Below are 24416 nucleotides of genomic sequence, written 5' to 3'. Positions count from 1 at the left end.
TACAGTGATTAACCATTCAGAACAAAACCAAATTATTTACGAACATATATATCGTATGTCTCCTTTCGGGATTGCTGTGATTTCACCAAGCGATGGAGCATGGCTACAGGTGAATCCTGCTTTTTGCAACATGCTCGGGTACTCTGAAGAAGAAATGTGCCGCATGCGTGAAGAGAATATTACCCGTTTAGAAGATCAATTCCAAGCAGGATATCAAAGTATATATACACAAATGAAAGAAAGTTCATCGGAATTGTATCATACAGAACATCGTTATTTACATCATAAAGGTCATTTGATCTGGACATCTGTTGATGTGTCTTTGATTCGAGATGTGGATCAGCAACCTTTATATTATATTGCTCAATTCCAGGATATTACGTCCCAGAAAGAGCATGAAATGATTATTGCTGAGAATGAAGATTTGTATAATTTAATTACAGAGAATGCACGGGATTTAATTTCATATAGTACGCCAGAGGGAATATTACGCTATGTGTCGGATTCATTTTATACGGTACTCGGGTATCATCCTGAGGAAATGATCGGACAAGATCGGATGCAATATTACCATCCTGATGATGCATTACAAATGAAAAATAGCGGTAACACCTATCTGGAATGGGGTACAATGACCCGCCGCCTCAAGCATAAAAAAGGGCATTATTTATGGTTTGAGATTTTATTTCAAGTGGTGCGTAATGAGCAAGGTGAGATTGAGAAGGTATTAGGTGTTGGACGGGATGTACATGAACGCAAAAAGAATGAAGATCGCTTAGCTGAAGCCCAACGGATTGCTCATATTGGAGCATGGGATTGGGATATTATCAATAAGTCATTTAGCTTTGCTGAAGAGACCAGACGTTTATTCGGATATGTGTTTAAGGCTGAAGAGCCCTATAGTGAAGATGTTTTGAAAATGATTCATACAGAAGACCTGTCTGATTTCCGTAAAGCGATTCGCTATACGTTACTTACAGGTGAAGGCGGAGAGCATGTGTACCGGATCGTGCTAGCCGATGGGACGATGAAATATTTGCAATCGCATTGGAGTGCTGCTCTGGATGACCAAGGACAACCGATTCATCTGATCGGGATGACGCAAGATATTACAGAGCGTACACGTATGGAAGAGCGACTGAAAGATAGCGAGCGTAATTATCGCTTGATCTCTGAGCAGTCACTTGATTTTATTTCACGTAATTCTGTTGAAGATACGACCTATTTATATTGCTCACCTGCGTGTTATTCGATTCTAGGCTATCAACCGGAAGAGTTAGAAGGTACACCGGCAATTCATTATATTCATCCAGATGATGTTGATAACGTCAAAGAATATATGACTCTTAATTTGCAAGGGGAACAGCCTCAACCGATCACTTACCGCCAACGTCACAAATCAGGTAGCTATGTATGGATGGAGTTGTCCGGTCGTTATGTATACGATGATCAAGGTCATATTCAAGAAATGGTGTCGATTGCGCGTGATATTAATGAACGCAAACAAGCGGCTTTATTGATCGAAGAAAGTGAACAACGCTACAAGTCATTATTTCAATATAATCCAGCCGGTGTGTTTTCATTTGATGTTAACGGTAGGTATACCACAGTTAATTCCAATATGGAAAAATTGTTAGAACGTACAGAAGCCGAATTGATCGGCATGCCTTTTGAACCGCTAGTGGCTCCTGAAGATATCTATGATACCGCAGAACATTTTGAACTGGCTTTAAAAGGAAAACCACAGACGTATGAATCTCAAATTATTTTGAAAAATGGGGATCGGCGTGCAATTAGCCTTGTAAATGTACCCATCGTGGTCGACAAGCAAATTGTGGGTGTGTATGGGATTGCTACCGATATCACTGAAATGAGAAGATATATCGAACAGATTGAGAAATTAAGCAACGAGTATACGCTTATTTTGAATTCAGTATCAGAAGGTATTTTTGGACTGGATAATGAAGGAATTGCTACATTTATTAATCCGGCAGCGACTCGTATGTTAGGGTATCATGCACGTGAATTAATTGGTAAGCATTTATTGGATATGTTCCAGTTGGCTCATCCTGATGGCGGCCCTTATGTCGCTAAGGAGAACCCGATCTATGTAGCACTGCTAGAAGGCTGTTTTCACGAAGAACAGGAAGCTATTTTCTGGCGTAAAGATGGATCAAGCTTTCTGGTGTCTTATCGTATCACACCCATCTGGGATCGTGGCAAACGCAAAGGTGCTGTTATTGTTTTTAATGATATTACGAATGAAAAGCAAATTATTCGTGCCAAAGAACTTGCAGAACGTGCCGATCGTGCGAAATCAGAGTTTTTGGCGATTATGAGTCATGAGATTCGTACACCGATGAATGGGATTATCGGAATGGCTGGATTGCTTGCAGATACACCGCTTGATGAAGAACAACTTAGCTACACCGAAATTATCAAAGATAGCAGTGATGCCTTACTGCATATTCTAAATGAGATTCTCGATTTCAGTAAAATAGAAGCTGGTAAAATGGTACTTGATCATGAACCGATTGATCTGATTGTTCTAGTGGATAGTGTACTTGATCTCTTTACTTCACGGGCAGCCGAAAAAGATATACAGCTTACGTACCATGTGGATCATCGAGTCCCTTCTTCTGTTGTAGGCGATGCATCGAGATTGCGTCAGGTATTGGTTAACTTGATTAGTAATGCGATTAAATTTACTGATCAAGGAAGTGTACGTCTATCAATTTCGTTGTTAGATATACGACCTACAGGAGAAAGTATTTTGGAATTTGAGATCAAAGATACCGGAATCGGGATCTCTTCCGACAAACAGGATAAATTATTCCAATCGTTCTCTCAACTTCATCCTGCCATTAATCGTAAATATGGTGGTACAGGTCTAGGACTGGCTATTTGCAAAAAGTTGATCGAATTGATGGGTGGTTCTATTGATGTGGATAGTGAAGAAGGACAAGGGGCTACCTTCTGCTTTGTAGTTCCTTTTCAACCTTTTGAAGAATCTATGGATAGAGTGATCCAAATTGGAGCGAGTAGTCATTACAAAGATCACTATCTCACACCTGAATTCAAATATGGTCCTTTACGGATTCTTTTGGCAGAAGATCATCCGGTGAATCAGAGATTAATGGTAGAAATTTTGAAAAAAATCGGCTATCAAGCTGATGTCGCTAATAATGGACGGGAAGCATTATCGGCAGCGATTGCTCATCCGTATGATATTATTTTTATGGATATCCAAATGCCTGAAATGGATGGAATCGAAGCGACTCGTAATATTCGAGCACGTCTGACAGAACAAGAGCAACCTGTGATTATCGCAGTAACTGCTTTTGCTCGTATGGAAGATCGGCAGATGTGTCTGGATGCAGGGATGCAAGATTTTATCAGCAAGCCATTACGTTTCCCTGAGATTGATCGTGCACTACAACAATACGCTAAATATATTCAGTCATCCGAATAAAGGAGGGATCACATGAAGCGCAAACTATTAATAACAGGTGCGAGTGGTGTGATTGGGAGCAGTCTTTATCGAGGGTTACAACAAGAATATGATGTACTAGCAACAGATATTGAAGCCGATGCTGATCAAGGAATCGAATCGTTAGATATTACGAATGCACAGCAGATTAAAGAAAAAACAATCGGGATGGATACGATTCTGCATATCGCCTGGCAAAAAGATGAAGATGATTTTCTAGGAGTAGCTTTGCCTGTAAATGTAACCGGTGCTTATCACTTATTTGAAGCTGCCAAAGAAAATGGAGTACAACGGATCATTTTCGCAAGTTCAAATCATTCCACAGGCTTCTACAAAGTAGGAGAAGATATTGATGTGAATGATCCTTATCGTCCGGATAGCATTTATGGATTAAGTAAGTGTTATATTGAATTGTTAGGTCGATTGTATAGTGATCAACATCAACTGTCTTCATTTAATATTCGGATTGGTAACTTTCCGGGTGATGATCGTCCTCATTCTGAGCGTGCAACTCATATCTGGATCTCTGAACGTGATCTTGTTCAGTTGGTCAAATGCTGTATCGAAGCGCCAGCCGATCGCAAGTATATGAATCTGTATGGCACATCAGCCAATACAGATAATTATTATAATATTGATTATCTCGCCGAAGAGATCGGATATCGTCCTCAAGATAATGCCGCCGAAGTATTAGCGGCTGAGAATACCCACAAAGAACAGCTTCCTCAAGATGAGACTGCTTTTCAAGGCGGGCAACACGAATAATTTGAATCATCCATAAAAAGCCAGTTATCTCCGAATCCGATCTTAGATCAGAAGCGAAGATGACTGGCTTTTGTCTGGGTTAAAGCGTATCGAATAGAAGCTACTTATACTTTAAATACAGAAGCAGCGGTATTCAATTCTTCAGCAAGTTGTGCTAAAGAGTGTGAGGTTGCGGCTGTTTCTTCAGAAGCGGCAGCCGATTCTTGACTAGCCGCAGCGATGGATTCAACAGCAAACATTACTTCATTGGCTTGAGCGGCTTCTTCTTCACAAGCGGCAGCAATCTCATTAACTTTAATCGCCGAATCATTCACCACATGAACAATTTTTTGAAAAGCTTCTTCTGTCTGTACCGATTGGGTCACACTTTCAGTAACGGCTTTGACGCTCGTTTGTGTATTTTTTTGCATCACTTTGATAATCGTAGAAATTTGTTTGGTAGCATCTATACTACGTTCAGCCAGTTTGCGGACTTCATCAGCAACGACAGCGAATCCTTTACCTTGGTCGCCTGCACGAGCGGCTTCAATAGCTGCATTTAGCGCAAGAAGGTTAGTCTGATTCGCAATATCGTCAATAACGCTAATAATATCACCGATACGTTGAGAATCTTCTTCTAATTTGTTCATGGATTGACTGACTTCATGCATAGATGCTTTAGATTCACTTACAATCTGTCCACCTTGCTGTGCCATATCTACAGTCAGATTAGATAATTCAGCGGCTCCGCTTGCGCTAACGGCTACAGAATCAATCGCAGCAGATAGCTCTTTAAATAATTCAGTAATCATTGAAGCAGATTCTGCTTGTGTATTACTGGTATTTGCAATTTGTTCTGTACTTGCTGATATTTCTTGAGAAGAAGCAGCTACATTTTCAGAAGATACTGTAATGCGTGTGATCAACTGACGTAGGTTATCAGCCATGATATGAACCGATGTAGACAATTGTCCAACTTCGTCTTTGTTATGATTTTCTAAGCTCTGGCTAAGATCGCCTTTGGCATAGTTAGAGATCAGATCTGTAAGCTTACGTAGAGGAGACGAGATACTACGTGAGATAAGAGAACCTAGCAAAATACTAAATAATGTTACTAGAATAAGAGAAACGATAGTGATTTTGACACAAGCTGCATAACTTTGCTCAATTTCCTGACTGGCTTGTAGAGCAAGATTCGAGTTGTTATCAATCATACCAGAGATACTATCTGCCACCTGATCGCCAGCAGGCTTAAGGGTGTTGTCTTTATATTCGTTAAATGCAGCTAAGTTATTGGCTCTTGCCAAACGAGTAGCTTCTTCATACAGCGTTAAGTAATCGTTATACGCTTGATTAAATTGATCAAATTCTTGCTTTTCATTTGTGGTGGTGATGGAATTACCATACGTTTGAGCCAAAGTTTCCATATTTTTTTGAAAGTCTGTCATTTTAGTAAGTAATGTTTGTTCTTTTTCTGGAGTCTGTGCTGTACTCAAATCACGAACAGCTACCCGTAAGCGTTGATAATAAACTTCCACTTCGGATAAATCTTTAACCGCTATAAGATTATGGCTATACATATTTTTAGCCTTAGTATTCAGATCTTTTAGATTTTGCAAACTGTATAATCCGAAAGCAACAAAGATTAAGGTGATAATTAAAAAAGCAGAAATAATTTTGACTGATGTTCTCAAATTCCGAAACCACTGCATACCCAAACCTCCCAAGTGCATAATGTAAACATGATATATATTTCGACACTATTTGATAATTCTTAATAGAAAATTAAAACTTTTGTACCAAAATTTAAAAAAAATTAATATTTTGCAAATATTTAGTTAAAATATGCACGATATGGCGTTGATAGCAGACTTGTTTCTGGACTAGCAATAAAGGTGATAAAACAATAAGAGGAAGTAAATCCAAACACATTTGCAGATTCATGCAAAAAAGGAGATTGTACAGATGGAAAAAGTAATCGAGACAGAACAAGGGCTTGCTCTACAAATAGATGGAGAAACCAAAGCTGAAATCGGATTTAGTGATTATGATGAGCAATCAATGATTATTGATCATACTTTTGTATCAGAAGAGTTACGTGGTCAGAAAGTAGGGCAAGATCTGGTGAAGCGTGCTGTCGATGTCGCACGTGAACAAGGGAAAACAGTTGTGCCTGCTTGTTCCTATGCATTAGCCCTATTCAAACGCAATAAAGATTATCACGATATTTGGCGTAAAGACGTTTAAAATCCAAACAACTTTGAAATGTTCAAACTGTTGTCACCAAAGTGCTTACCCTCAACTCCAATATAAAACTATAATGAGAGTATGAACTTGAAAGATGGGGAGCGTTTGCATGGATAAAAATACACAACCTAATGTGGTAACACCAAAAACGAATAAAAACTTTGCCGGAACGATTATTACAGTATCGGTGATTGCTAACGTTATTATTCTGCTGTTATTTTTCTCACCAGCGATTGGTTACAAAGGGACAGTCGGTTTTGATATTACAATGTTGCCACGGATGAATGCCATTTTTAACAGTTTTACGTTTATTTTTCTAGTTGCAGCATTGATTGCTATTTTGAAAAAGAATATTAAAGTCCATCGTGGATTTATTTTAGCTGCTTTTTCATCGACGTTATTGTTTCTAGTGACGTATCTGACGTTTCACTATTTATCACCAGAAACAGCTAAATTTGGTGGTGTAGGTATTATTCGTCCTATTTATTTCTTTATTCTGATTACTCATAGTTTTTTGGCTGCTATTATTGTTCCACTTGCTCTTTTTGCTCTGGTGTGGGGATGGACAATGCAGATTGCCAAACACAAAAAGATTGTACGTTGGACGATGCCTATCTGGTTATATGTAAGTTCTACTGGTGTTATCGTATATCTAATGATGGCGCCGTATTATTGAACCATATAGAATACACAAAAAAACCGCAGCGATCCGGGCTGCGGTTTTTTTGATATGAAGCGATAATTAAGTTATCGTAAAAAGCGTATCTTATACGATTCCGTCTTTATAATTGTTCTGCCAGTGTTTGTCACCTTTATGAGTGAAGTCTTCTACTGTTCTTTCCAATGTTTCTACCAATTGTGCTTTGATCTCAGCGATCGTATCACGGTATACGCGTTCTTCGTTACCATTGATTCTGTCACCATAGATTGCAAGTGAAGCAGTATATTGGCGGTGTTTTTCAACCAATTCATCAATAGATTCTAATGCGTGCTCTACATACCGAGTAATAGATTGTTGGTCTTTTGGAAGCATATCACGAAGTTGTTGTACTTTACTTGTATTTGTCATTTTCGGTCACCTCTTATTATTAATTGTAAATTTACATTAACACTTTTTCACATTAATTACCTTAAATTCGGATTAAATTTTGACGAATTTATGAACAAACTATAACGACAGTCCAATAAAAGTGTTGATACATAAGGGAAAACTATATATATGATCAAGACCTTTGAATTAGATCTAAGGTCATTGTTTACTGAAAAATGATGTGTCCAATGTGTGTCTGTTAATGTCTATACTATCATTTCGGTAGAATTATTTTCAAATGTTATAGCAAATACGACTTTAGTCACAATTTGTCGATAAATAGGAATTATGTCCTACTTATATTCCTAGTCACAATAAGAAAGGTCATTTTCTAGTACTATTCTAGTATAAATTTTTATACACAGTATAAATTTACATATAAATCTATGATATACATTATAACCTCTTTTCCAAATAATCAACCTGTGATACAGTAACCGTCAGATTGTCTATACTTAAAAGCACATCGGAAAAGGGACAATCTCGTTAGTAGAATACATATTCAATATCCGAACAACGGTGTAAAGAAGATTATAATGTCTATGATCAACAGCACATCGAACACATCTTAATAACGAGGACGGTGAATGTATGGAAGTACAATCGCTACGACAGGTCGAAAAACTAGCACTCGAAAAAAATCGGATCTACAAACAAAGCAAGCTTCGTTATTTATCGCGTTCGATGCTTGCTAGTATGTTTATCGGGTTTGGCGTTATTGTTGCTTTTAAAACAGGGAACTTCTTTTATGCAGTAGAATCCCCAATGGCGTATCCAATGGCTGCGTTAACGTTCGGAGCGGCGATCATATTGATCTCTTACGGCGGTGGAGATCTATTTACAGGAGATACATTCTATTACTCCTATGCTGCGATACGGCGCAAGCTGAGGTGGTTAGATGTGATACGAATGTGGATTACCAGTTACTTCGGCAATATACTGGGGGCGTGTGCATTTGCGCTACTGATTTTCTTAACCGGCTTATATGCAGATCATTCGGTAAATGCTTTTCTGTTAAATGTCGTTCAGCATAAAATGGAAGCGCCTACGATGCAATTATTTTTTCGTGCGATATTGTGTAACTGGCTCGTCTGTCTCGCCTTCTTTATTCCGATGGGCTTGAAAGGCGACGGCGCCAAACTATTTGCGATGATGTTATTTGTATTCTGTTTCTTTATTTCTGGATATGAACATAGTATTGCTAATATGTGTACTTTTGCGATTGCGTTAGTGGTCGATCATCCAGCGAATATTAATTTTGCGGGTGTTATTCATAATCTTATTCCTGTTACGCTTGGGAATCTGATCGGTGGAGCAGTCTTTATGTCTACCATGTACTACTATGTCAACAAACCGTTTATGGATGAAGAACATGAAGCGTAAAAAGATCAATGTATCTTATAAAAAATAAGCAAAAAAACCAGCCCAATGATGACTATGGCTGGTTTTTTTGCTTGTCTAGGCTTAAAGAACTAAAAATATTTTTAAATTTTATATAAATGTGTGTTTATTCGACAAAATATTGGTTATAATTATATAGTAGTAAGACTTATTACATGTGTCCAACACAAAGGGAGAGCCAACATGAGTGTTTATCAATTTTCTGCAAAAGCTATGAGTGGTAGAGACGTTTCACTGGAACAATATAAAGATCAGGTAATTTTAGTCGTGAATACAGCCAGTCAATGTGGTTTCACTTTCCAATATGAAGATTTACAAAAGCTGTATGATCGTTATAAAGAAAAAGGTTTGGTGATCTTAGGCTTCCCTTGTAATCAATTTGCAGATCAAGAACCTGATGGTAATGACAAAGTAGAAGCATTCTGTATGTTAAATTATGGCGTATCGTTCCCAATGTTCCAAAAAGTAGATGTACGTGATCAAAATGCTCATCCACTATTTAAATATTTAGTAGAAGCGAAGTCATTTGAAGGATTTAATATGAATCACTCGGTATCTAAATTGATGGTACAATTGCTGAACGAGAAACATCCAGAGTATTTGCCAGGCGATTCAATCAAATGGAATTTTACCAAATTCTTGATCGATCGTAATGGAGAAGTGGTTAAACGTTTTGAATCGACAACAGATCCGTTGGATATGGAAGAAGATATCGAAGCATTGTTATAGAATATAGTCGTCGTCCTATGTATTGATAAAGTCATCCATTTATTGGAGTCGAATATAATAAAAAGCCTGTGAGGAGGTAGTCCTTACAGGCTTTTTGATGTTCTATAAAGATGTATGCTGATAAATTACTTCTAGATACATAAAAATCTATACACATAAAAAAACCGATATCTTCACCTTTGAAGTATCGGCCTTGAGGAACAGATCGTGGTCATAGATTCAACCATTCTAATCTTCCTTATATATAGTATAACAAGATCATCCATATGATCTTTATTCTCAGTAAAAGGGATATATTGTGGTTCTCAACAACTATGCGCGAGTTCTAGAAGGAGTCTGGCTATGTTTCATATATTCTAATTTACGAATAATTTCTTTTTGCCATTTTAGATCACCAATACGCACGGCAAGATTGAGAAGATCCAGATAATCGTCTGTTTGTAGTGAAGTTTTCTGTGTCATTACGTTCATCGAGATTCCGGCTCCTTTAAAGTCAAAATAGTATATTTTTCAAAAACATTTTTATATTATCACTTCATTATCAGTTGACTAGGAATGATAATCATTATCATAGTTTTATTGTAAACATTAACGCAGTCAATTGCAAATGAATTATTCAATTTTTCTTAAAAATAAGTATTTATTTCGATATGTTCACATGATGTCCATACGTGAGATATGTCATAATCCTCCACAAACACGTACAATAGTGATCGCAAAGAGCAATTTTTACGTAATTAAAGGAGAGTTATATGTCATATACCAAAATCAAATGGATCATTTTATTTTTACCAACAGTGACGATCGGGTTGTGGGAATATATTCGGCATCAATTTCTAATGCCTTATCTTTCAATGGAAGTGGGTAACTGGTTATCGCCAGTTATTATTTATGTGGTTAGTGTAACGTTACTACGCCAGCTATTTGATATGCTTGAAAATACACGAGCAGCGCTGGATCAAGAGCGTATTGTCAAAGGAAAATTAGAAGAACGTCAATTGTTAGCAGGAGAACTTCATGATGGAGTGGCGCAATCTTTATTTTTGTTAGGGGTAAAGTTAGATCGAGCGAAGCGAATGTATGATGATCCACAAGTCCAAGAAACGCTGAATGATATCAGTCGCACAGTGAGCGAAGCCAATCATGATGTAAGGCAGGCTATTGCTGATCTCAAACATGTTCCACGCAGCGGAGAGACAGAAGAAGTCTCGCTGGCTTATCGTGTCTGGGAAATGATTCCGCTAGCAGGTGTACAGACTCAATTGGATTGGAAGCTAGACGATCAATATATCCAGCCTGAAGAACAAGCAGAATTACTAGCCTGTATCCGAGAAGGATTATTAAATATTCACAAACATGCGCGTGCAAGTCAGGTATGGATACATAGCGAAGGAAATCCAACAGGGTGGCAGATTGTGATTGAAGATGATGGCGAAGGATTTCATGAACAGTCTTTGCAATTGCCCGGTCGATTTGGATTGAAAATAACAGCCGAACGTGCACAGTGGAGAGGATGGACATTTGCTTTGCAACGTGAACAAGAGCGAACTTTATTTATCATCAAAGGAGGTCAACATGATGAATAGTGTACGTGTCTTAATTGTTGATGATCATGCTCATGCACGCGAAGCGACGCGTGTTATTTTATCAGAAGATCCGATGTTTAATATTGTGGGTACGGCAATGAGTGGTCAAGAAGCGCTAGAGTTCACTGAACAATGGATGCCTGACCTGATTCTGATGGATATCTCGATGAAAGGGATGGATGGCTTAGAAACGACACGTCTCATTAAGCTAAGATTCCCGTATATCAAAATTATTATGATGACAGTATCTGATGATGCTGCCCATTTATTTGAAGCAATCAAGCAAGGCGCACAAGGCTATATTCTCAAAAGCTTACCGCCTTCGATGTGGTTGGAGTATTTGCGTAGTGTGGTGCTTGATGAAGCAGGGCTTAGCCAAGAAATTGCATTGCGTATTTTGCAACAATTTCCAGCAACCAAAGCGCATAACGATCCAGTTGCGAATACGCTAACACCACGCGAACGAGAAATTTTACACTGGGTATCTTCCGGGCTAACTAATCGAGATATCGCAGCAGAACTCAATATTTCAGAACAAACTGTCAAAAATCATCTCAAAAATCTGTTACACAAATTACAATTGGAAAATCGAGTACAATTAACAAGATATGCGATTGAGCATGGATTAGCGTCTGATCAGCTCCATCGTCCATAATTTTTTCAAATTTAAGCCATATTTAGAATAGATATAGCCCTATATAGTCATGTTCAGGATGAAGACACTTCTATAGTATAGAAATTGTGACTGCATACAACAGGCTTCATAGAAGGCATCTCACATAAAGTAGGTGGAGCGTATTTATAGTTATTCTCATTTTTTAATCAGAAAGCAGCGTTTTTTGTTACCAGTACTACTGATGATAGTGAGTATCTGTGGCGGATTATTTTTTCCACAAAGTACTTCTGCTCATTCGTATGTTCAAGAATCTTCTCCAGCTCAAAATGAAGTGTTAGACAAAGCACCTGATAAAATTACATTGTTATTCAATGAATCGATACAACCTGCTTATTATCAGATTATATTGATGGATTCCTCCGGTAAAAAAATTGATGGAGTCAAAGCTGTTATTGATAGTAAAAATGCGGCTCTGTTAGAAGCAGCTATTCCTGTGAAGCTTCCTGACGATATTTACAATATTTCATGGAAAGCGGTCTCAGGAGATGGACATCCCGTAGAAGGTGGGATTGTATTTCAAGTAGGAGACGGTGCTGGCAAAAAGATGTCTGATGCGGCAACTACAACACCGGATAGTAAATCGGTGAATCCGCTATTGATTCTGATGCGCTGGTTGCAATATACCGGTCAATCTTTGGTACTGGGATTACTTGCTTTATCATTATTTTTACTCCCTGCCAAATTACGTACATCTGAAGCGACAACATGGATGCGTCAACGTCGTTATACTCTATTTTTATGGATAGGTATGGCAGTCACTGTGATTGCATTGCTGATTCAATTGCCTTTGCGGATCGCCTGGAATGCAGATATACCGATCATGCAGACCACGACTGAATTCACTAATACATTCCGTGAAACGACTTTCGGACAGGTGTGGTTGATCCAGATTATTACCGCTGTACTAATGGTTATCGTATTAGCGTTATATGCTCATAGCAAACTGTCTTCCTCGGCGAAGCGAACTGTTGGTATCGTTGCTGTGGTGCTGATGATTGTACAGTTACTTGCCAAGTCGCTTGATGGACACGCTTATGCAGAACCGTATGCAGGTATAGCGATCGCAGCTGATTTTATTCACCTGGTCTCTGCTCTCGTCTGGAGTGGTGCACTAGTAGCGATGGCTGTGTTTATCCCGCGTATTGTGGCTCCGTTTGCAGGAGATGAACGCAAAGTCGTATATTGGAGTATTGTTCGCCGATTCTCATGGTGGGCGATTATATCAGTAGCGGCATTATTAGTAACAGGTATCTATGGAAGTATTATTTATTTGCCTAGTCTCAAAGCACTGTTCAATACCGCTTATGGCTTAACGCTATTATCTAAAATGTTGTTATTCTTGGTTATGGCAGCATTTGGCGCTATGAATTATGTGAAAGGGCGACAGCAAAAAGAAGAACTGGGCAAAGACTTGATGTGGGAAGTGTTGACTGGCTTTGTGATCTTGATGCTAGCGGCAGCACTGGTTCATTTATCCCCACAAGCAGGGCCGATCAGTAATGGAGCCACACCGAAGCAGACCGTACAGACACAAGAAGTGGATGGATATGAGATTAAGTTAGAAGTACCTAGCGCACAGATGGGTAGCAATAACTTTATCGTATCGGTCAAAAATAAAAATGAAGCCAAACCTGTAGATGTGGAACAGATCACGTTAACCATGAATCATATGGATATGGCGATGGCACCTACTGAAATCTTACTGACTGCAAGTGATGGAAAAGACGGCGTGTATCAGAAAGCAGGTATGGTGAGTATGAATGGGAACTGGAATGTGAAAGTTCATATTTTGACCAAATCTTTGGATACAATCGACACTGAGTTTACATTACGAGTAGGTTCATAATTTGTTCAAAAACAGGTAATTCACTATCTGCCTGTCTTTATATATTCATGACAAAGGGGCGTATACAGAATGAAAACAAATTCAGTATTTACCAAAATGATCACAATCGGTTCCGCAGTAATGGTAGCAGGATTCCTTACATTTAGCAGTATTGCTAGTGCTCATGTAACGGTTAAACCTGCTCAGTCCATGCCTTCCGCATGGGAGACGTATACGATCAAAGTACCTTCTGAAAAAGACTTGCCAACGACTAAAGTAACCTTAAAAGTACCGGAAAATTTATCGTTCAAACAATATCAACCTGTACCGGGTTGGAAAACAACGACTGAGAAAAATGATGCTGATGAGATTACATCGATCACTTGGGAAGCTGAAAGTGGCGGTATCGAAGCAGGTCAATTTCAACAGTTCGTATTTGTAGGTGAAAATCCAGCCAAAGATGGCGAATTGGCTTGGGATGCTTATCAATACTATAGTGATGGTAGCGTAGTGGAGTGGACAGGCAAAGAAGGCAGCGAACTTCCACACTCGATTACAACGATTACTGAAAATGCAGCTACAGCCACACCAGCAGCGCCAACAACAGATGGACATGATGCAGCCGCAACAGAAGATACTGCAACAGCGACAGATGAAGCGACAGGCACAGATACAACAGCAACAACTCCAGCGACAGGTACAACAACAGATACAGCACCATCGACTGATATGAATACTATGCCAATGGAACAACCAGCGAGCAGTAATGGTCTTCAAGTGACGACATTGATTATTGCTATTATTGCCTTGGTTCTTGGTGGAGTTGCTGTGATGAATTCACGTAAACGCAAATAAATAGTTTATGTATACGTACAATAGAAACGTATGAATCAAATAACGGCAAAAGACCAAGAACGTCATCTTGGTCTTTTGCCGTTTTGTCTGCTTTTGTTGTAGCATTGATCACTTGCTTCTTTTTCACATAGAACTTGATATAATTAGAAAATACGTGGACGAACGAGTATGGATTGAGAATAGAGGAGGAACAAGCTTGGACAAAAAGCTTATTTCATTTAGCAATGGGATCAAATTATATTATATTCTTGTAGCAGCTGTGTGGGTGTTCTTGATGATCCGCAAATCCAATCTGATGACACAAGGTGCCAGTACGGCTGATCAACAGTCTCTCTATATAGCTGTTGTTACAGTGGGAATACTTGCTATTGTTCCTGCGCTAATCTTGGCGTGGAGAGGGTTATATCGCTGGATAAGCAAAGCACCAGATGTGAGTGCTTCTATGCGCAATTTTCTTTTAGTAATTAGTATTCCCATGTTATTAGTGATTGGATATATGATCGAACTGGTATTAATTATGATTTTTGTTGGATTAGGCGGATAAATTCAGAAAAAGCTAGTGATGTAGCGGAGATATTGGCTCCTAATCACTAGCTTTTTTGATGTAGATTATTTTTTATTGTAGAGATTCGACTTCAAATACAGGAATCGTTACATTAGCATCCAGATTAGCAGGAGCGTCAGGTGTATCGACTCCATAATCAGGTTCTTGCATTAACCCTGTCTCATCGGTAGGCACTGTGTTTTCTTCTGTAGAAAAGTTATTTTCTGCTGAAGGATCAGTTTCATTGTTACCTGATGAAGATGTGAAAGGTTCAAATTCTCCTCGGAACACACCGGATACGAGGAACGTGCCTGTTGCCCAATTGAGCGCACCACGAAGGCGAATATATTGCTCACCTACTAATGCTATCGCACCCTGATCATCAACCGATACGATATTGGCTTCAAATGAAACAGGTTCATTGAGATAGCTAGTTAATGTAGCTCCATCAATCGAAGTATATTCATTCTGTGTCTCTGTACGTGTATACTCTCCGTCTTCATTACGTGTATAGATCGCTGTCTGTCCTTTAGGAAGATCAGATGGATTTTGCACCTGAATCGTTTGGTCATCACCGATGGTATATCCGTCAGCTTCTACTGAAAGCAGTGCACGAAAACCACTATTTTCTACAGCATAAAAAGAATAAAGAGCTGTACGATCTCCACTCGGCTCCGATTGAATCTCAATAACAGGTTGATCGGGTGTTCCTAATGTATTCACAATAGCCAGCGTACGAATCTGACCAGCATTCTGTGCAATTTCTCCAGATAGAATACTGGTTGCTCCATCAGCAGTCATGCGACCAATATAGAGATGATTAGCAGAATCGGTTGCCAGTGCATATACATCTGCATTCAGCCCATTGGTGCCTCCGACCACATGTTGATACGTCACTGAAGGATTGGAACTTTGTAAAACATAGAGTGGATCACTAGAAGCCCATGCTAACTTGGTCTGCCCGATCAGCGTAGTCATATCTTGCACAGGTTGTAAGGCTTGATAAATATCAAGAGCTTGCTGATATTGGCCGGCTGTAACCAACGTATTTGCTTCACGAATTAACGAAGCAATCTCATTATTGATCGTTGTGGTTACAGGAGACGAACTTAAGTTCACAGTCGTTACCCATTGATTGAAGCGTTGAGCATGAGTCACAAAGTTACTGATCTGCTGACTTGTAATATCTTTATTAAGAATCGTCGCTGCATTATTTTGAGCAATAGTCAGTACCCATGTTGCGCTCCAATTATGCTGGTGATACCCTTCCCAAGTGATCCGTGCTTGCTCTAGAAAAGCAGTAAAATCGCCAGCAGAAGCCAATCGTGTTAATTTGGTCTGATCATATGTTTTGAACAGTGTATTCAAGTAAGCTTGACGTGTACCTTTGACCGCTAAATATTTCTCTGGAATCATTAATAGATTCCATTTGTCGGATTCATCGGTATAATCGCGCTTTTGTATATTATGTTGCAGACCGGCTTCAAACAGTTCACGGAATGCTTGGAAATCAGTCTTGAGTTGCTCATTGATCTTCGATTCATTGGTAATCTGTTTATACTGTACGGTGTATCTTTGATCTGCTTGTTGTTGCTCACTTATCCGCTGTTGCCATAATTTATAACCAGTCATATAAGATTGAAATTGCTGGGTGCTAGCGGCAGATTGAAGCTGTTGTTGACTGGAACTTACGGTCTGTTTCCAATCGGTAATAGGTAATAATTGAAGTAACCGATTCGCAATATGTTCATTTTGATAGTGAATCGATGTGTTGGTGTTGGCTTTTTGATAAAAGGTTTCCGCTTCGACCCATTGTTGCTGTGCATAATAACGATCAGCTTCTTGCACCGCATGAATCTTTTGCGAAATCTGAATGCCTTTATAGATCGCTAGTCCAGCTGCAATAGCGCAGGCTACAATTAACAGATTGCGTAATGCAAATAAACGAATAATACTCATGAGATGCCTATTCCGGGAACAGCAGGCTCAAAATCTGAATCACCTTTGTACAATTCCTGGCGGATATTCTCTAGATCGACAGCCATCGTACTGTCTTTTTGTGCAGGATCATTTTGGATCATCCGGTATAGACGAAGAAAGCGATCTTTTGGCAAAAAGCGTGCATAACGGCGAATAAATCCTGGATACATCGTGACATAGCGCTTCATTCGTACCGCTGAAGACGTGACACTGACCAAAATGTTCATGCCATTTTCCATTTTTAAAATTTGCGGTTCATTGGCAATCACATAGCGGATTGCGCGATCTTTCACCATTTCACGCTTAATCTTAGCGATTTCACCGATATATTCGGCTAATAACGGATCAAAATCATGTACGATCAATGAATCGAGATCTAGATCCATATCACTGCGTAACCGAAAATTTTGTAACAGGGATAATTGAGCTAATCGTAGTCGATCATTATGCACTACAACAGCTGCTTGGCGTAACATATGATATCCTTCTACATCTTCACCAATACGTACAACCGCTACTGCTGTCGATTGATCACGTACAGTACCTTCATAGATCGTTTTGCCTTCTGTTTTGAATAGTCGGGCTAACTGCCTTAATGTTTCTTTGGATAACATGCGACGTTGTACCAGAATTAAGGCGACGATCAATATGACACCTGTAATCACAGAGATTATGATTTCGGTCATCTCTTTAGATACAACAACCGCTATAATAGTAAGAAGAAGAGCAAACAGAATTTCATTGAGCATTTTGCGCTTGGCACGTAGGCTGGCTTGTCGTATCACAGGAACAAGAGCTTGTTTGCCACAATCTGGACAGGCGTCGCCCGGTAAAATAGTAAAGTTTCGACATTTAAGACATATCCGTAAAGGATCATACACCCGCCGGGTGCGATGAAGCACAGGTAATTGAATCGATTTTTTGGTGGTTGTCATGGATTAAGATCACTCGCTATACATCGTATTTATAAATAACGTCAGGAGTCAGATAACAAGGAATTGGGCAAATCTGCGCATCCGTTAGCTTCTTTGGTTAATAGTAGATAGTAATTGCTTTTCTAATTCGTCTTCTGTCGGGACACGTTTGCGTTTAAATGCGTACATAGACAATCTTATGATAACAAAAAGAAACAAAACCGCGAGACATACGTATGCAAACATATGACATTCCTTTCTTAATCAGATTTATCGAGTTTAACTTTAATCTAAGGGAGGATCGTGATTGCTCGTTGAATTATAAAATGTTCAACAACCTCACTATACCTATATTTTAGCGCATAATCTATTACAGAATAGCGAAAATGGTGAGCAATATTCAACTTTTAGCCTATAGTCCAGTGGCTTCCCCCGTCTTAAGGTGGGGAAAATATTTGGGAATATGCGTTATAATGGTATCCGGCTTGTTATGATCAAAAGCTCATATGGGTTTGTGATTTATTATCCAAAATGGAGTAAAATGGATATTGTAATTAGAATAGTATCAAATTTTTCACTTTATGATTTTTAAGGCATGTTAAGGTGAAATTAACCAGCGCTTAATGAAAATGTCGTAAGATGGTGTATCGTAGAGCCATCTATCTATCCAGTGAAGGAGTAGACTTATGTCCCGAAGAAATACAAGTTTTATGTATATCCTGCTGGCTTTGGTTCTGTGCCTGACACAGCTGCCTAGCACGATGTTCGCTGCCTCAGCGACAACGAGCCCCAATAATTCGACTACATCTGTTGATGCCGTATTGGTACTGGATGCAAGTAATTCAATGAAATCCAGTGATCCACAACAGCTTGGTAGTGAGGCGATGAAACTATTTATAGATATGCTACCATCGCAAGGCGATCGCATAGGAATAGTATCGTATACAGACCGCATTGAACGCGAGAAAGCATTGACTGCTATTCAGTCTGCTGATGATAAAACAGAACTGAAATCGTTTATAGATGGACTTACCCGAGGAGCGTATACCGATATTTCGGTAGGGATGAAAGAAGCCGTTACTATTTTACAAGATAATGCTCAACAAGGGCATGAACCGATGATTGTATTGTTCGCGGATGGTAACAATCAGTTGAATAGTAATTCCGGGCGTAGCAATAGCCAAGCCGATACGGATCTGAATACAGCGGTAGAACAAGCGAAGAAAGATGGCTATCCAGTCTATACAATTGGTCTAAATGCAGACGGTAAGCTGAATCAAGAAGCTTTGAAAAAAATTGCTGATGATACAGGTGGTAAATCTTTTGTAACAACTTCAGCAGAAGAATTGCCAGAGATTTTAAGTGAAATTTTTGCAGCTCATCAAGAAGTGAATGTTGTACCTGTCGATTCGATTACAGGTAATGGACAATTTCAAGACGTGAAAATTCATATTCCAAATGCCAACGTAAAAGAAGCGAACATCTCGATTATGTCTTCAGAAGCGGTTGAAGTGAAATTAGTCGATCCATCTGGAAATGCAGTAACTGTACCATCAGACAAAGTAAGCATGTCTACTTCCAAAAGTTATTCGCTAGTCAAATTACTATCTCCAGAGCAAGGAGATTGGACATTACAGGTTAAGGGTGTCGATCAAGATAAGATTGATATTAATCTGGTGTTCAATTATAACCTGGAATTAGCACTAGATCCTATTCCGACCAAAGCGTACAGTAAAGGCGATAAGATCGATATCGTTTCTTATTTAACAAGCGGTGGTCAGAAATTAACAGATAATTCGCAAGCCAGTAGTATGAAAGCTGTACTCAATGTGACGGATGTGGATACAGGAACCACCAGTCAAGTTCCTTTAACCACAGATGGTAGTGAATTTAAAGGTACCTTTGAAGTACCAGACAATCATGTCTATCAACTGGTTGCTCGTGCAGAAGAACAAAGCTTTTACCGTGAAACAGCGCCTGTAACGATTGACGCTAAAGGTGGAGTATCAGGTAGTGGTGAACAAGCAGGCTTAGGTCTGATGACATGGATCACTATTGCAGTCGTAGCATTATTGGTACTTGCAGGATTGTGGTTCTTACTGAGTTTCTTGAAAAAAAGAAATCGTGGATTTGTCGGACAAATGGTCATCGAGATTCGTGATGAAAATACCGGCGAACGCTCATACCCACAATACAAAAAACTGACTACATTCCGTGGCAAGTTCAACCTGCACCAATTAGTCCAACTTGCACCTGAACTTAAAGAAACGGAAAATATCGTATTCACACCAAGCAGTAACGACCGCATTATGATTCGGAACAATGCCGATAATGTGATTGAAAAATCTGCTCGTGCGATCGATGCTTCTAAAGGCTTTGAACTCAAAAGCGGTGACCGTATCACGATTGGATTGCGTCAGGTCGATAAAACGATTTTGCTTGAATATCTAACATAATAGTGTACACAAACTATTCATATGACTGATGTATACTAAAAAATTATATAATTGCTTATTCGTCATCTAGTTCTTCTTTCCAAAATCTCATAATCATTCAGTACAATAGATTATTGAAACCAAAACCCGTACTTTAAAGTATGTATCTCATGACATATATCTTTATATAATCTATTCATCTTCTCATTTCCATAACATTTCAAACTTTTAGAGAATGTTTAAACGACAACCCAGCACCGGATTGCAAATCCAAGCGCTTCAATCTTTCTTCTTCCTACTCAAACGCTCCAAAGTGGAAGGATGCACAAGCGAAGGGATGGAATAGTTCTGAAAGTCGCCTTTAAGACTCGGATATCGACCACTCCGTGGTCAAATCAAGATATCCGATCTTACCAGCGACGGCAAGAACTATCCACCCCATAGCGCTTGTCCTCACAACCACCCACCAACCAAACAAAGAAAATTTAATTCGCCCAAGGGGGATCATTCATGAAACCAATCGTTAGAGAACACATTCAACAACTGGACGTATCACTTGGCGGTGGTATTGTCAGTGATAAAATACGCGTCGACACGATCGACAACCCGATTTTGATTATTGGACTTGGGGGTACTGGTATTGATGCACTATTGCGTCTGAAATACCAGATCAACCGTCGCTTTAAGCTTCCAGAAGATCCAATGACTAAGAAAAAGCAAGACAAACCGGATAATGTCGAATTTCTTGCTTTTGAAACCAACGAACAAGATCGCAATAAAAAATATAAAGGTATCGGACTTGATCCAATCAATGAGTTTGTATTGTTATCCAATGCAGAGATTGGTGGATTACTTCAAAACCGTAGCCTATTAGAACCGTATATCACGGAATGGTTATCTCCAGAACTAGGGATTACTGATGGTATGAACGGCGCGGCTGGTGTACGCCAAGCAGGACGATTGCTGTTATTTACAAAGATTAATCAAGTCGTACAAAGTATAGATAAAAAAATCAAAACGTTATCTGTCGGTACAAACAAAAAATTAATGGTCTTTCTACTGACAGGGCTATCGGGCGGTACAGGTAGTGGTTGTTTCTTAGATATTTCGTACATTGTGCGTGGTATTGTAGAACGTGATTATGGCGCAGCAGGAGTAGACCGTCTGAATATGCTAGGTTATCTATTTACACCAGACGTCAACTTATCTAATAAAAGCTTAAGCGAGCATACACGCGAATATATTCGAAAAAATGGATATGCTGCTCTGAAAGAGCTCGATTACTGGATGAATGTAGACAGTCGTGGGGAACGTTTTAAACAGCAATACGGCAGTATACTGAATGTCAATTCGCCACTGGCTCCATTTAATCTATGTCATTTGATCTCAGCGACGAATACTGAAGGTAAATTGCTTGAAAATGCATACGATTATTGTATGAATGTAACTGCTGAGAATATTACCAACTTTATGGCGAGTGAAGAAAAAGCATCTGGTGAAGAGTTTGCGATCCATGATTATATCAGTAATATTCGTACCAATATTGCACAGATGAACCGTGCGTATCCTGCGAACTATGAATATAACATTATTGGTGCATCTTCTGCGGTCTTGCCGATCGAAGAAATGACCACTTATCTTGCTTATCGTCTGTTCCAGAAAATGGACAAAATGTTCGATCAAGCGCCAGATCAAGAAGCGGTAGAGAACTTCGCTCGCAAACTAGGTGTAGATGTCGAGACAATGACCAAAACATTCGAATCTCGTGTTCCAGAACCATTGCCTGGATTTGAAAATAGTGAACGTCTCAGCTTCAACAATGTGGTCAAAATGCAAGCTGTGAATATGGATACGGAACTTGAGCAAACATTCTTGATTCGTGCTCGTGAAGAATACATCAAAGCGAAGCAACAATTGCCAGGCGAGATTGTTGGACAATTTTCGGATCAGATTCGCCGTATGTTCTTGCATCCAGAACAAGGTCCTTTCTATGTATCACGTCTGTTGTACTCAGAAAAAGGATTCTCATTACTGAAAATGCTACTATCGTATATCGAAACCTTGCGTGAAAGCCAGACTCGTATTCCACGTGATATCGAATCAGCGGCTGATTATGCCAATGAACGTCTAGGCGATGCGAAAAGTGCTTTTGTATCCAAAGACAAAAAGAAAAATGTATATATTGAAGCTAAAATTGATGAATACTGGTTGCGTGCTGATGTAGAACGTACTCAACAAATGATCGAATTTTATGAAGATTTGTATGAAATGTTGAATCGTGAAAATAATCGTATTTATGGTGTATTTACCGAAGTACTGAATGCATTAAGCTCTATTTTCGAGAAAAATGGTGAGTTGTTGACCAATGCGAATGAGCAAGAAGATCATCGTGGTAACAAAACGTACTATTGGAATCTAGTCAGCGTACCGGATATCTCTAAAGCAGTGAGCGATATTATGGATAGCAAAGATGGCGATGATCTAATTCGTGATTTCTCTGCACAATTGCTAGAGCATTCCGATCAATGGGTGAAAGAGCAAGAGGTTGATATTGTACGTTCGATCTCTGATTTCTTAAGCGACAAATTTGGTGATCTGATCACACGTTCGATGGAAGATTTCTTAGTGATGAAGTACGGTCAAGATGAGCCGATCGAGAAATTTGTAGAACGTACCATTGCTAGTAAATTGGATGATGAAGCTGTACCGGTGTTCCATTTGAGCAATAGTGCAGGTAATCTTCATTTCCCTTCATGGGGATTTGTGTCTGTTCCTGTTCAAGCGCCGAGTATTTTGCGTGGTATTCGTAACTTCCAGAATAATGCACTGGGTAAATCCCACTTTACGATTAAAGAAAGTAAAGTGAAAAACCGTATATTCTGGTTGAATACTCGTAACGGTGTGCCATTGTTCGTTTATACCCCACTGAAAGTGTATGAAGAGAACTATGAGCGTACGATTCTTGACCGTGAAGGTATTGGCCGACATTTGGTACAGACGGAGAAAGAAAACTGGACGTACTTGCCTTCACCGATCCCTGAACAATCATGGGGTGAAACGTACACTAATGCTCGTGTACAAAGTTACAATGCTCGTGTGCGTGCAGATTATGCTCGTGCGAAGCAACTAGGCATTATCGTTGAAAAAGATGCAGATCAAAACACCAGCAGTCGTTTTGCGGTTCATTTCACACAATCATTCGATCTACTTGCTGCATTGGCTAGTTATGATATGCGTCTGGATGCAGCTCGTCCGAATCTGGGTGAGGTTAAGCGCGCGCTAGCTGAATTGAGACGCTTAATGACAGAAGGATTGCCACATGAATCGACGAAAGATATTTTCGGTAGCTTTAACGAAGATCTAGCACGTGAAAACTTGATTCGTTCACCAAAAATGATCGAACGTGTACGTGCAGAACTGGCGAAGTATGAAAGTATTCAAGCTAAAATTGCCGAATTAGAAGGTATGTTAAGTCGTTATGAAGGTGAAGAAAAACTGACTGATCAGTTCTTACAAGCCCTTTATACCGATACAATTACCAAAAAAGGTGCATTGTACGTATATGATCGTGATCCAGAAGAAGAAGCATGGGATGCTTTTGCAAATCTGATGAAGAGCCGTAATTTTGTGGAATTTGAAGTGTTTGAACATTTCCGCAATCTTGATCAGAAAAATCGTGCGACATTGATGCGTAAAGCCGATCGCCGAGATAACGAGATGACTTCATCCGAAGATATCGCACCACTTCTTAACAAATTGGATGAATTGTATGAAGCGTATCTAGAAGCTAGAGATCGTCTAGAATACGAACGTGTTGAATTGGCTAATGGTGATGAAGCTTACCAATTCTACAAACAAATGGTTACGAAATTAAGCGATATTCGCCGGAAGTTGAAATAA

Annotated in this window: 18 protein-coding genes; 13 read left to right on the top strand and 5 right to left on the bottom strand. The window is 39.3% G+C overall.

All coding sequences use genetic code 11. From position 1 onward, the window contains the following. The first annotated feature begins 4 nt into the window (after window positions 1–4). Window positions 5–3472: a PAS domain S-box protein gene (locus tag PaeCFBP13512_RS16025; protein ID WP_241669408.1), complete on the top strand. Its 3468-nt coding sequence runs from the start codon at window positions 5–7 to the stop codon at window positions 3470–3472. Between the two features lie 12 nt (window positions 3473–3484). Next, a complete protein-coding gene (locus tag PaeCFBP13512_RS16020; RefSeq protein WP_137224483.1) occupies window positions 3485–4255 on the top strand; it encodes an NAD-dependent epimerase/dehydratase family protein in 771 nt (256 codons plus the stop codon). A gap of 104 nt (window positions 4256–4359) precedes the next feature. Here the strand turns inward: PaeCFBP13512_RS16020 and PaeCFBP13512_RS16015 are convergent, their stop codons facing one another. Beyond that, the gene (locus tag PaeCFBP13512_RS16015) at window positions 4360–5946 is read right to left on the bottom strand and encodes a methyl-accepting chemotaxis protein (RefSeq protein WP_137224481.1); all 1587 of its coding nucleotides are present in this window, start codon (window positions 5944–5946) and stop codon (window positions 4360–4362) included. Window positions 5947–6199: 253 nt separating this feature from the next. On the opposite strand from PaeCFBP13512_RS16015, the gene PaeCFBP13512_RS16010 reads away from it, so the two are divergent. Together PaeCFBP13512_RS16010 and PaeCFBP13512_RS16005 are read left to right on the top strand one after the other, a co-directional pair. Next, window positions 6200–6481 carry a GNAT family N-acetyltransferase gene (locus PaeCFBP13512_RS16010; protein ID WP_137224477.1) on the top strand — a complete coding sequence of 94 codons (282 nt, stop codon included), beginning with the start codon at window positions 6200–6202 and terminating at the stop codon, window positions 6479–6481. 109 nt (window positions 6482–6590) lie between these two features. After that, window positions 6591–7157, top strand: a complete 567-nt coding sequence (locus PaeCFBP13512_RS16005) for a DUF420 domain-containing protein (protein WP_137224475.1) — start codon at window positions 6591–6593, stop codon at window positions 7155–7157. Window positions 7158–7247: 90 nt separating this feature from the next. Here PaeCFBP13512_RS16005 and PaeCFBP13512_RS16000 read toward each other — a convergent pair whose 3' ends face one another. Next, window positions 7248–7550, bottom strand: coding sequence for a hypothetical protein (locus tag PaeCFBP13512_RS16000; protein ID WP_069329636.1), 303 nt, complete (start codon window positions 7548–7550; stop codon window positions 7248–7250). Between the two features lie 612 nt (window positions 7551–8162). On the opposite strand from PaeCFBP13512_RS16000, the gene PaeCFBP13512_RS15995 reads away from it, so the two are divergent. Next, window positions 8163–8954, top strand: coding sequence for a formate/nitrite transporter family protein (locus tag PaeCFBP13512_RS15995; RefSeq protein ID WP_069329635.1), 792 nt, complete (start codon window positions 8163–8165; stop codon window positions 8952–8954). Between the two features lie 201 nt (window positions 8955–9155). Next, window positions 9156–9701, top strand: a complete 546-nt coding sequence (locus tag PaeCFBP13512_RS15990) for a glutathione peroxidase (protein ID WP_069329634.1) — start codon at window positions 9156–9158, stop codon at window positions 9699–9701. 312 nt (window positions 9702–10013) lie between these two features. Here PaeCFBP13512_RS15990 and PaeCFBP13512_RS23400 read toward each other — a convergent pair whose 3' ends face one another. Next, on the bottom strand, window positions 10014–10172 hold the full coding sequence (locus PaeCFBP13512_RS23400) for a hypothetical protein (RefSeq protein WP_175425245.1): 159 nt from the start codon (window positions 10170–10172) through the stop codon (window positions 10014–10016). Window positions 10173–10453: 281 nt separating this feature from the next. Between PaeCFBP13512_RS23400 and PaeCFBP13512_RS15985 the strand changes: the two genes are divergently transcribed. The 5 genes from PaeCFBP13512_RS15985 (at window position 10454) to PaeCFBP13512_RS15965 (ending at window position 15187) form a co-directional block, all read left to right on the top strand. Further along, window positions 10454–11287, top strand: coding sequence for a sensor histidine kinase (locus PaeCFBP13512_RS15985; RefSeq protein ID WP_069329633.1), 834 nt, complete (start codon window positions 10454–10456; stop codon window positions 11285–11287). After that, complete coding sequence (locus PaeCFBP13512_RS15980) at window positions 11280–11942, top strand: response regulator (protein ID WP_069329632.1); 663 nt, start codon at window positions 11280–11282, stop codon at window positions 11940–11942. Before PaeCFBP13512_RS15985 ends, PaeCFBP13512_RS15980 begins: the two co-directional genes overlap by 8 nt. A gap of 202 nt (window positions 11943–12144) precedes the next feature. Then, the gene (locus PaeCFBP13512_RS15975; RefSeq protein ID WP_137224472.1) at window positions 12145–13809 is read left to right on the top strand and encodes a copper resistance CopC/CopD family protein; all 1665 of its coding nucleotides are present in this window, start codon (window positions 12145–12147) and stop codon (window positions 13807–13809) included. Window positions 13810–13878: 69 nt separating this feature from the next. Next, a complete protein-coding gene (locus PaeCFBP13512_RS15970; protein WP_069329630.1) occupies window positions 13879–14643 on the top strand; it encodes a YcnI family copper-binding membrane protein in 765 nt (254 codons plus the stop codon). A 196-nt stretch (window positions 14644–14839) separates the two neighbouring features. Next, window positions 14840–15187: a hypothetical protein gene (locus PaeCFBP13512_RS15965; protein ID WP_069329629.1), complete on the top strand. Its 348-nt coding sequence runs from the start codon at window positions 14840–14842 to the stop codon at window positions 15185–15187. A gap of 72 nt (window positions 15188–15259) precedes the next feature. Here PaeCFBP13512_RS15965 and PaeCFBP13512_RS15960 read toward each other — a convergent pair whose 3' ends face one another. After that, entirely contained in the window at window positions 15260–17146 is a 1887-nt protein-coding gene (locus PaeCFBP13512_RS15960) for a hypothetical protein (RefSeq protein ID WP_137224469.1), read from the bottom strand. Then, complete coding sequence (locus PaeCFBP13512_RS15955; RefSeq protein ID WP_137224466.1) at window positions 17143–18102, bottom strand: hypothetical protein; 960 nt, start codon at window positions 18100–18102, stop codon at window positions 17143–17145. Before PaeCFBP13512_RS15955 ends, PaeCFBP13512_RS15960 begins: the two co-directional genes overlap by 4 nt. 665 nt (window positions 18103–18767) lie before the next feature. Here PaeCFBP13512_RS15955 and PaeCFBP13512_RS15950 point away from each other — a divergent pair. Further along, window positions 18768–20537, top strand: a complete 1770-nt coding sequence (locus tag PaeCFBP13512_RS15950) for a vWA domain-containing protein (protein WP_137224463.1) — start codon at window positions 18768–18770, stop codon at window positions 20535–20537. A 489-nt stretch (window positions 20538–21026) separates the two neighbouring features. Then, window positions 21027–24416: a tubulin-like doman-containing protein gene (locus PaeCFBP13512_RS15945; RefSeq protein ID WP_069329625.1), complete on the top strand. Its 3390-nt coding sequence runs from the start codon at window positions 21027–21029 to the stop codon at window positions 24414–24416.

It is taken from the genome of Paenibacillus sp. CFBP13512, assembly GCF_005233705.1.
In the GTDB taxonomy this organism is placed as follows: domain Bacteria; phylum Bacillota; class Bacilli; order Paenibacillales; family Paenibacillaceae; genus Saccharibacillus; species Saccharibacillus nuruki.
Note: the sequence above shows the minus strand (reverse complement) of the source record. Positions and strands in the feature narration are given on the sequence as shown.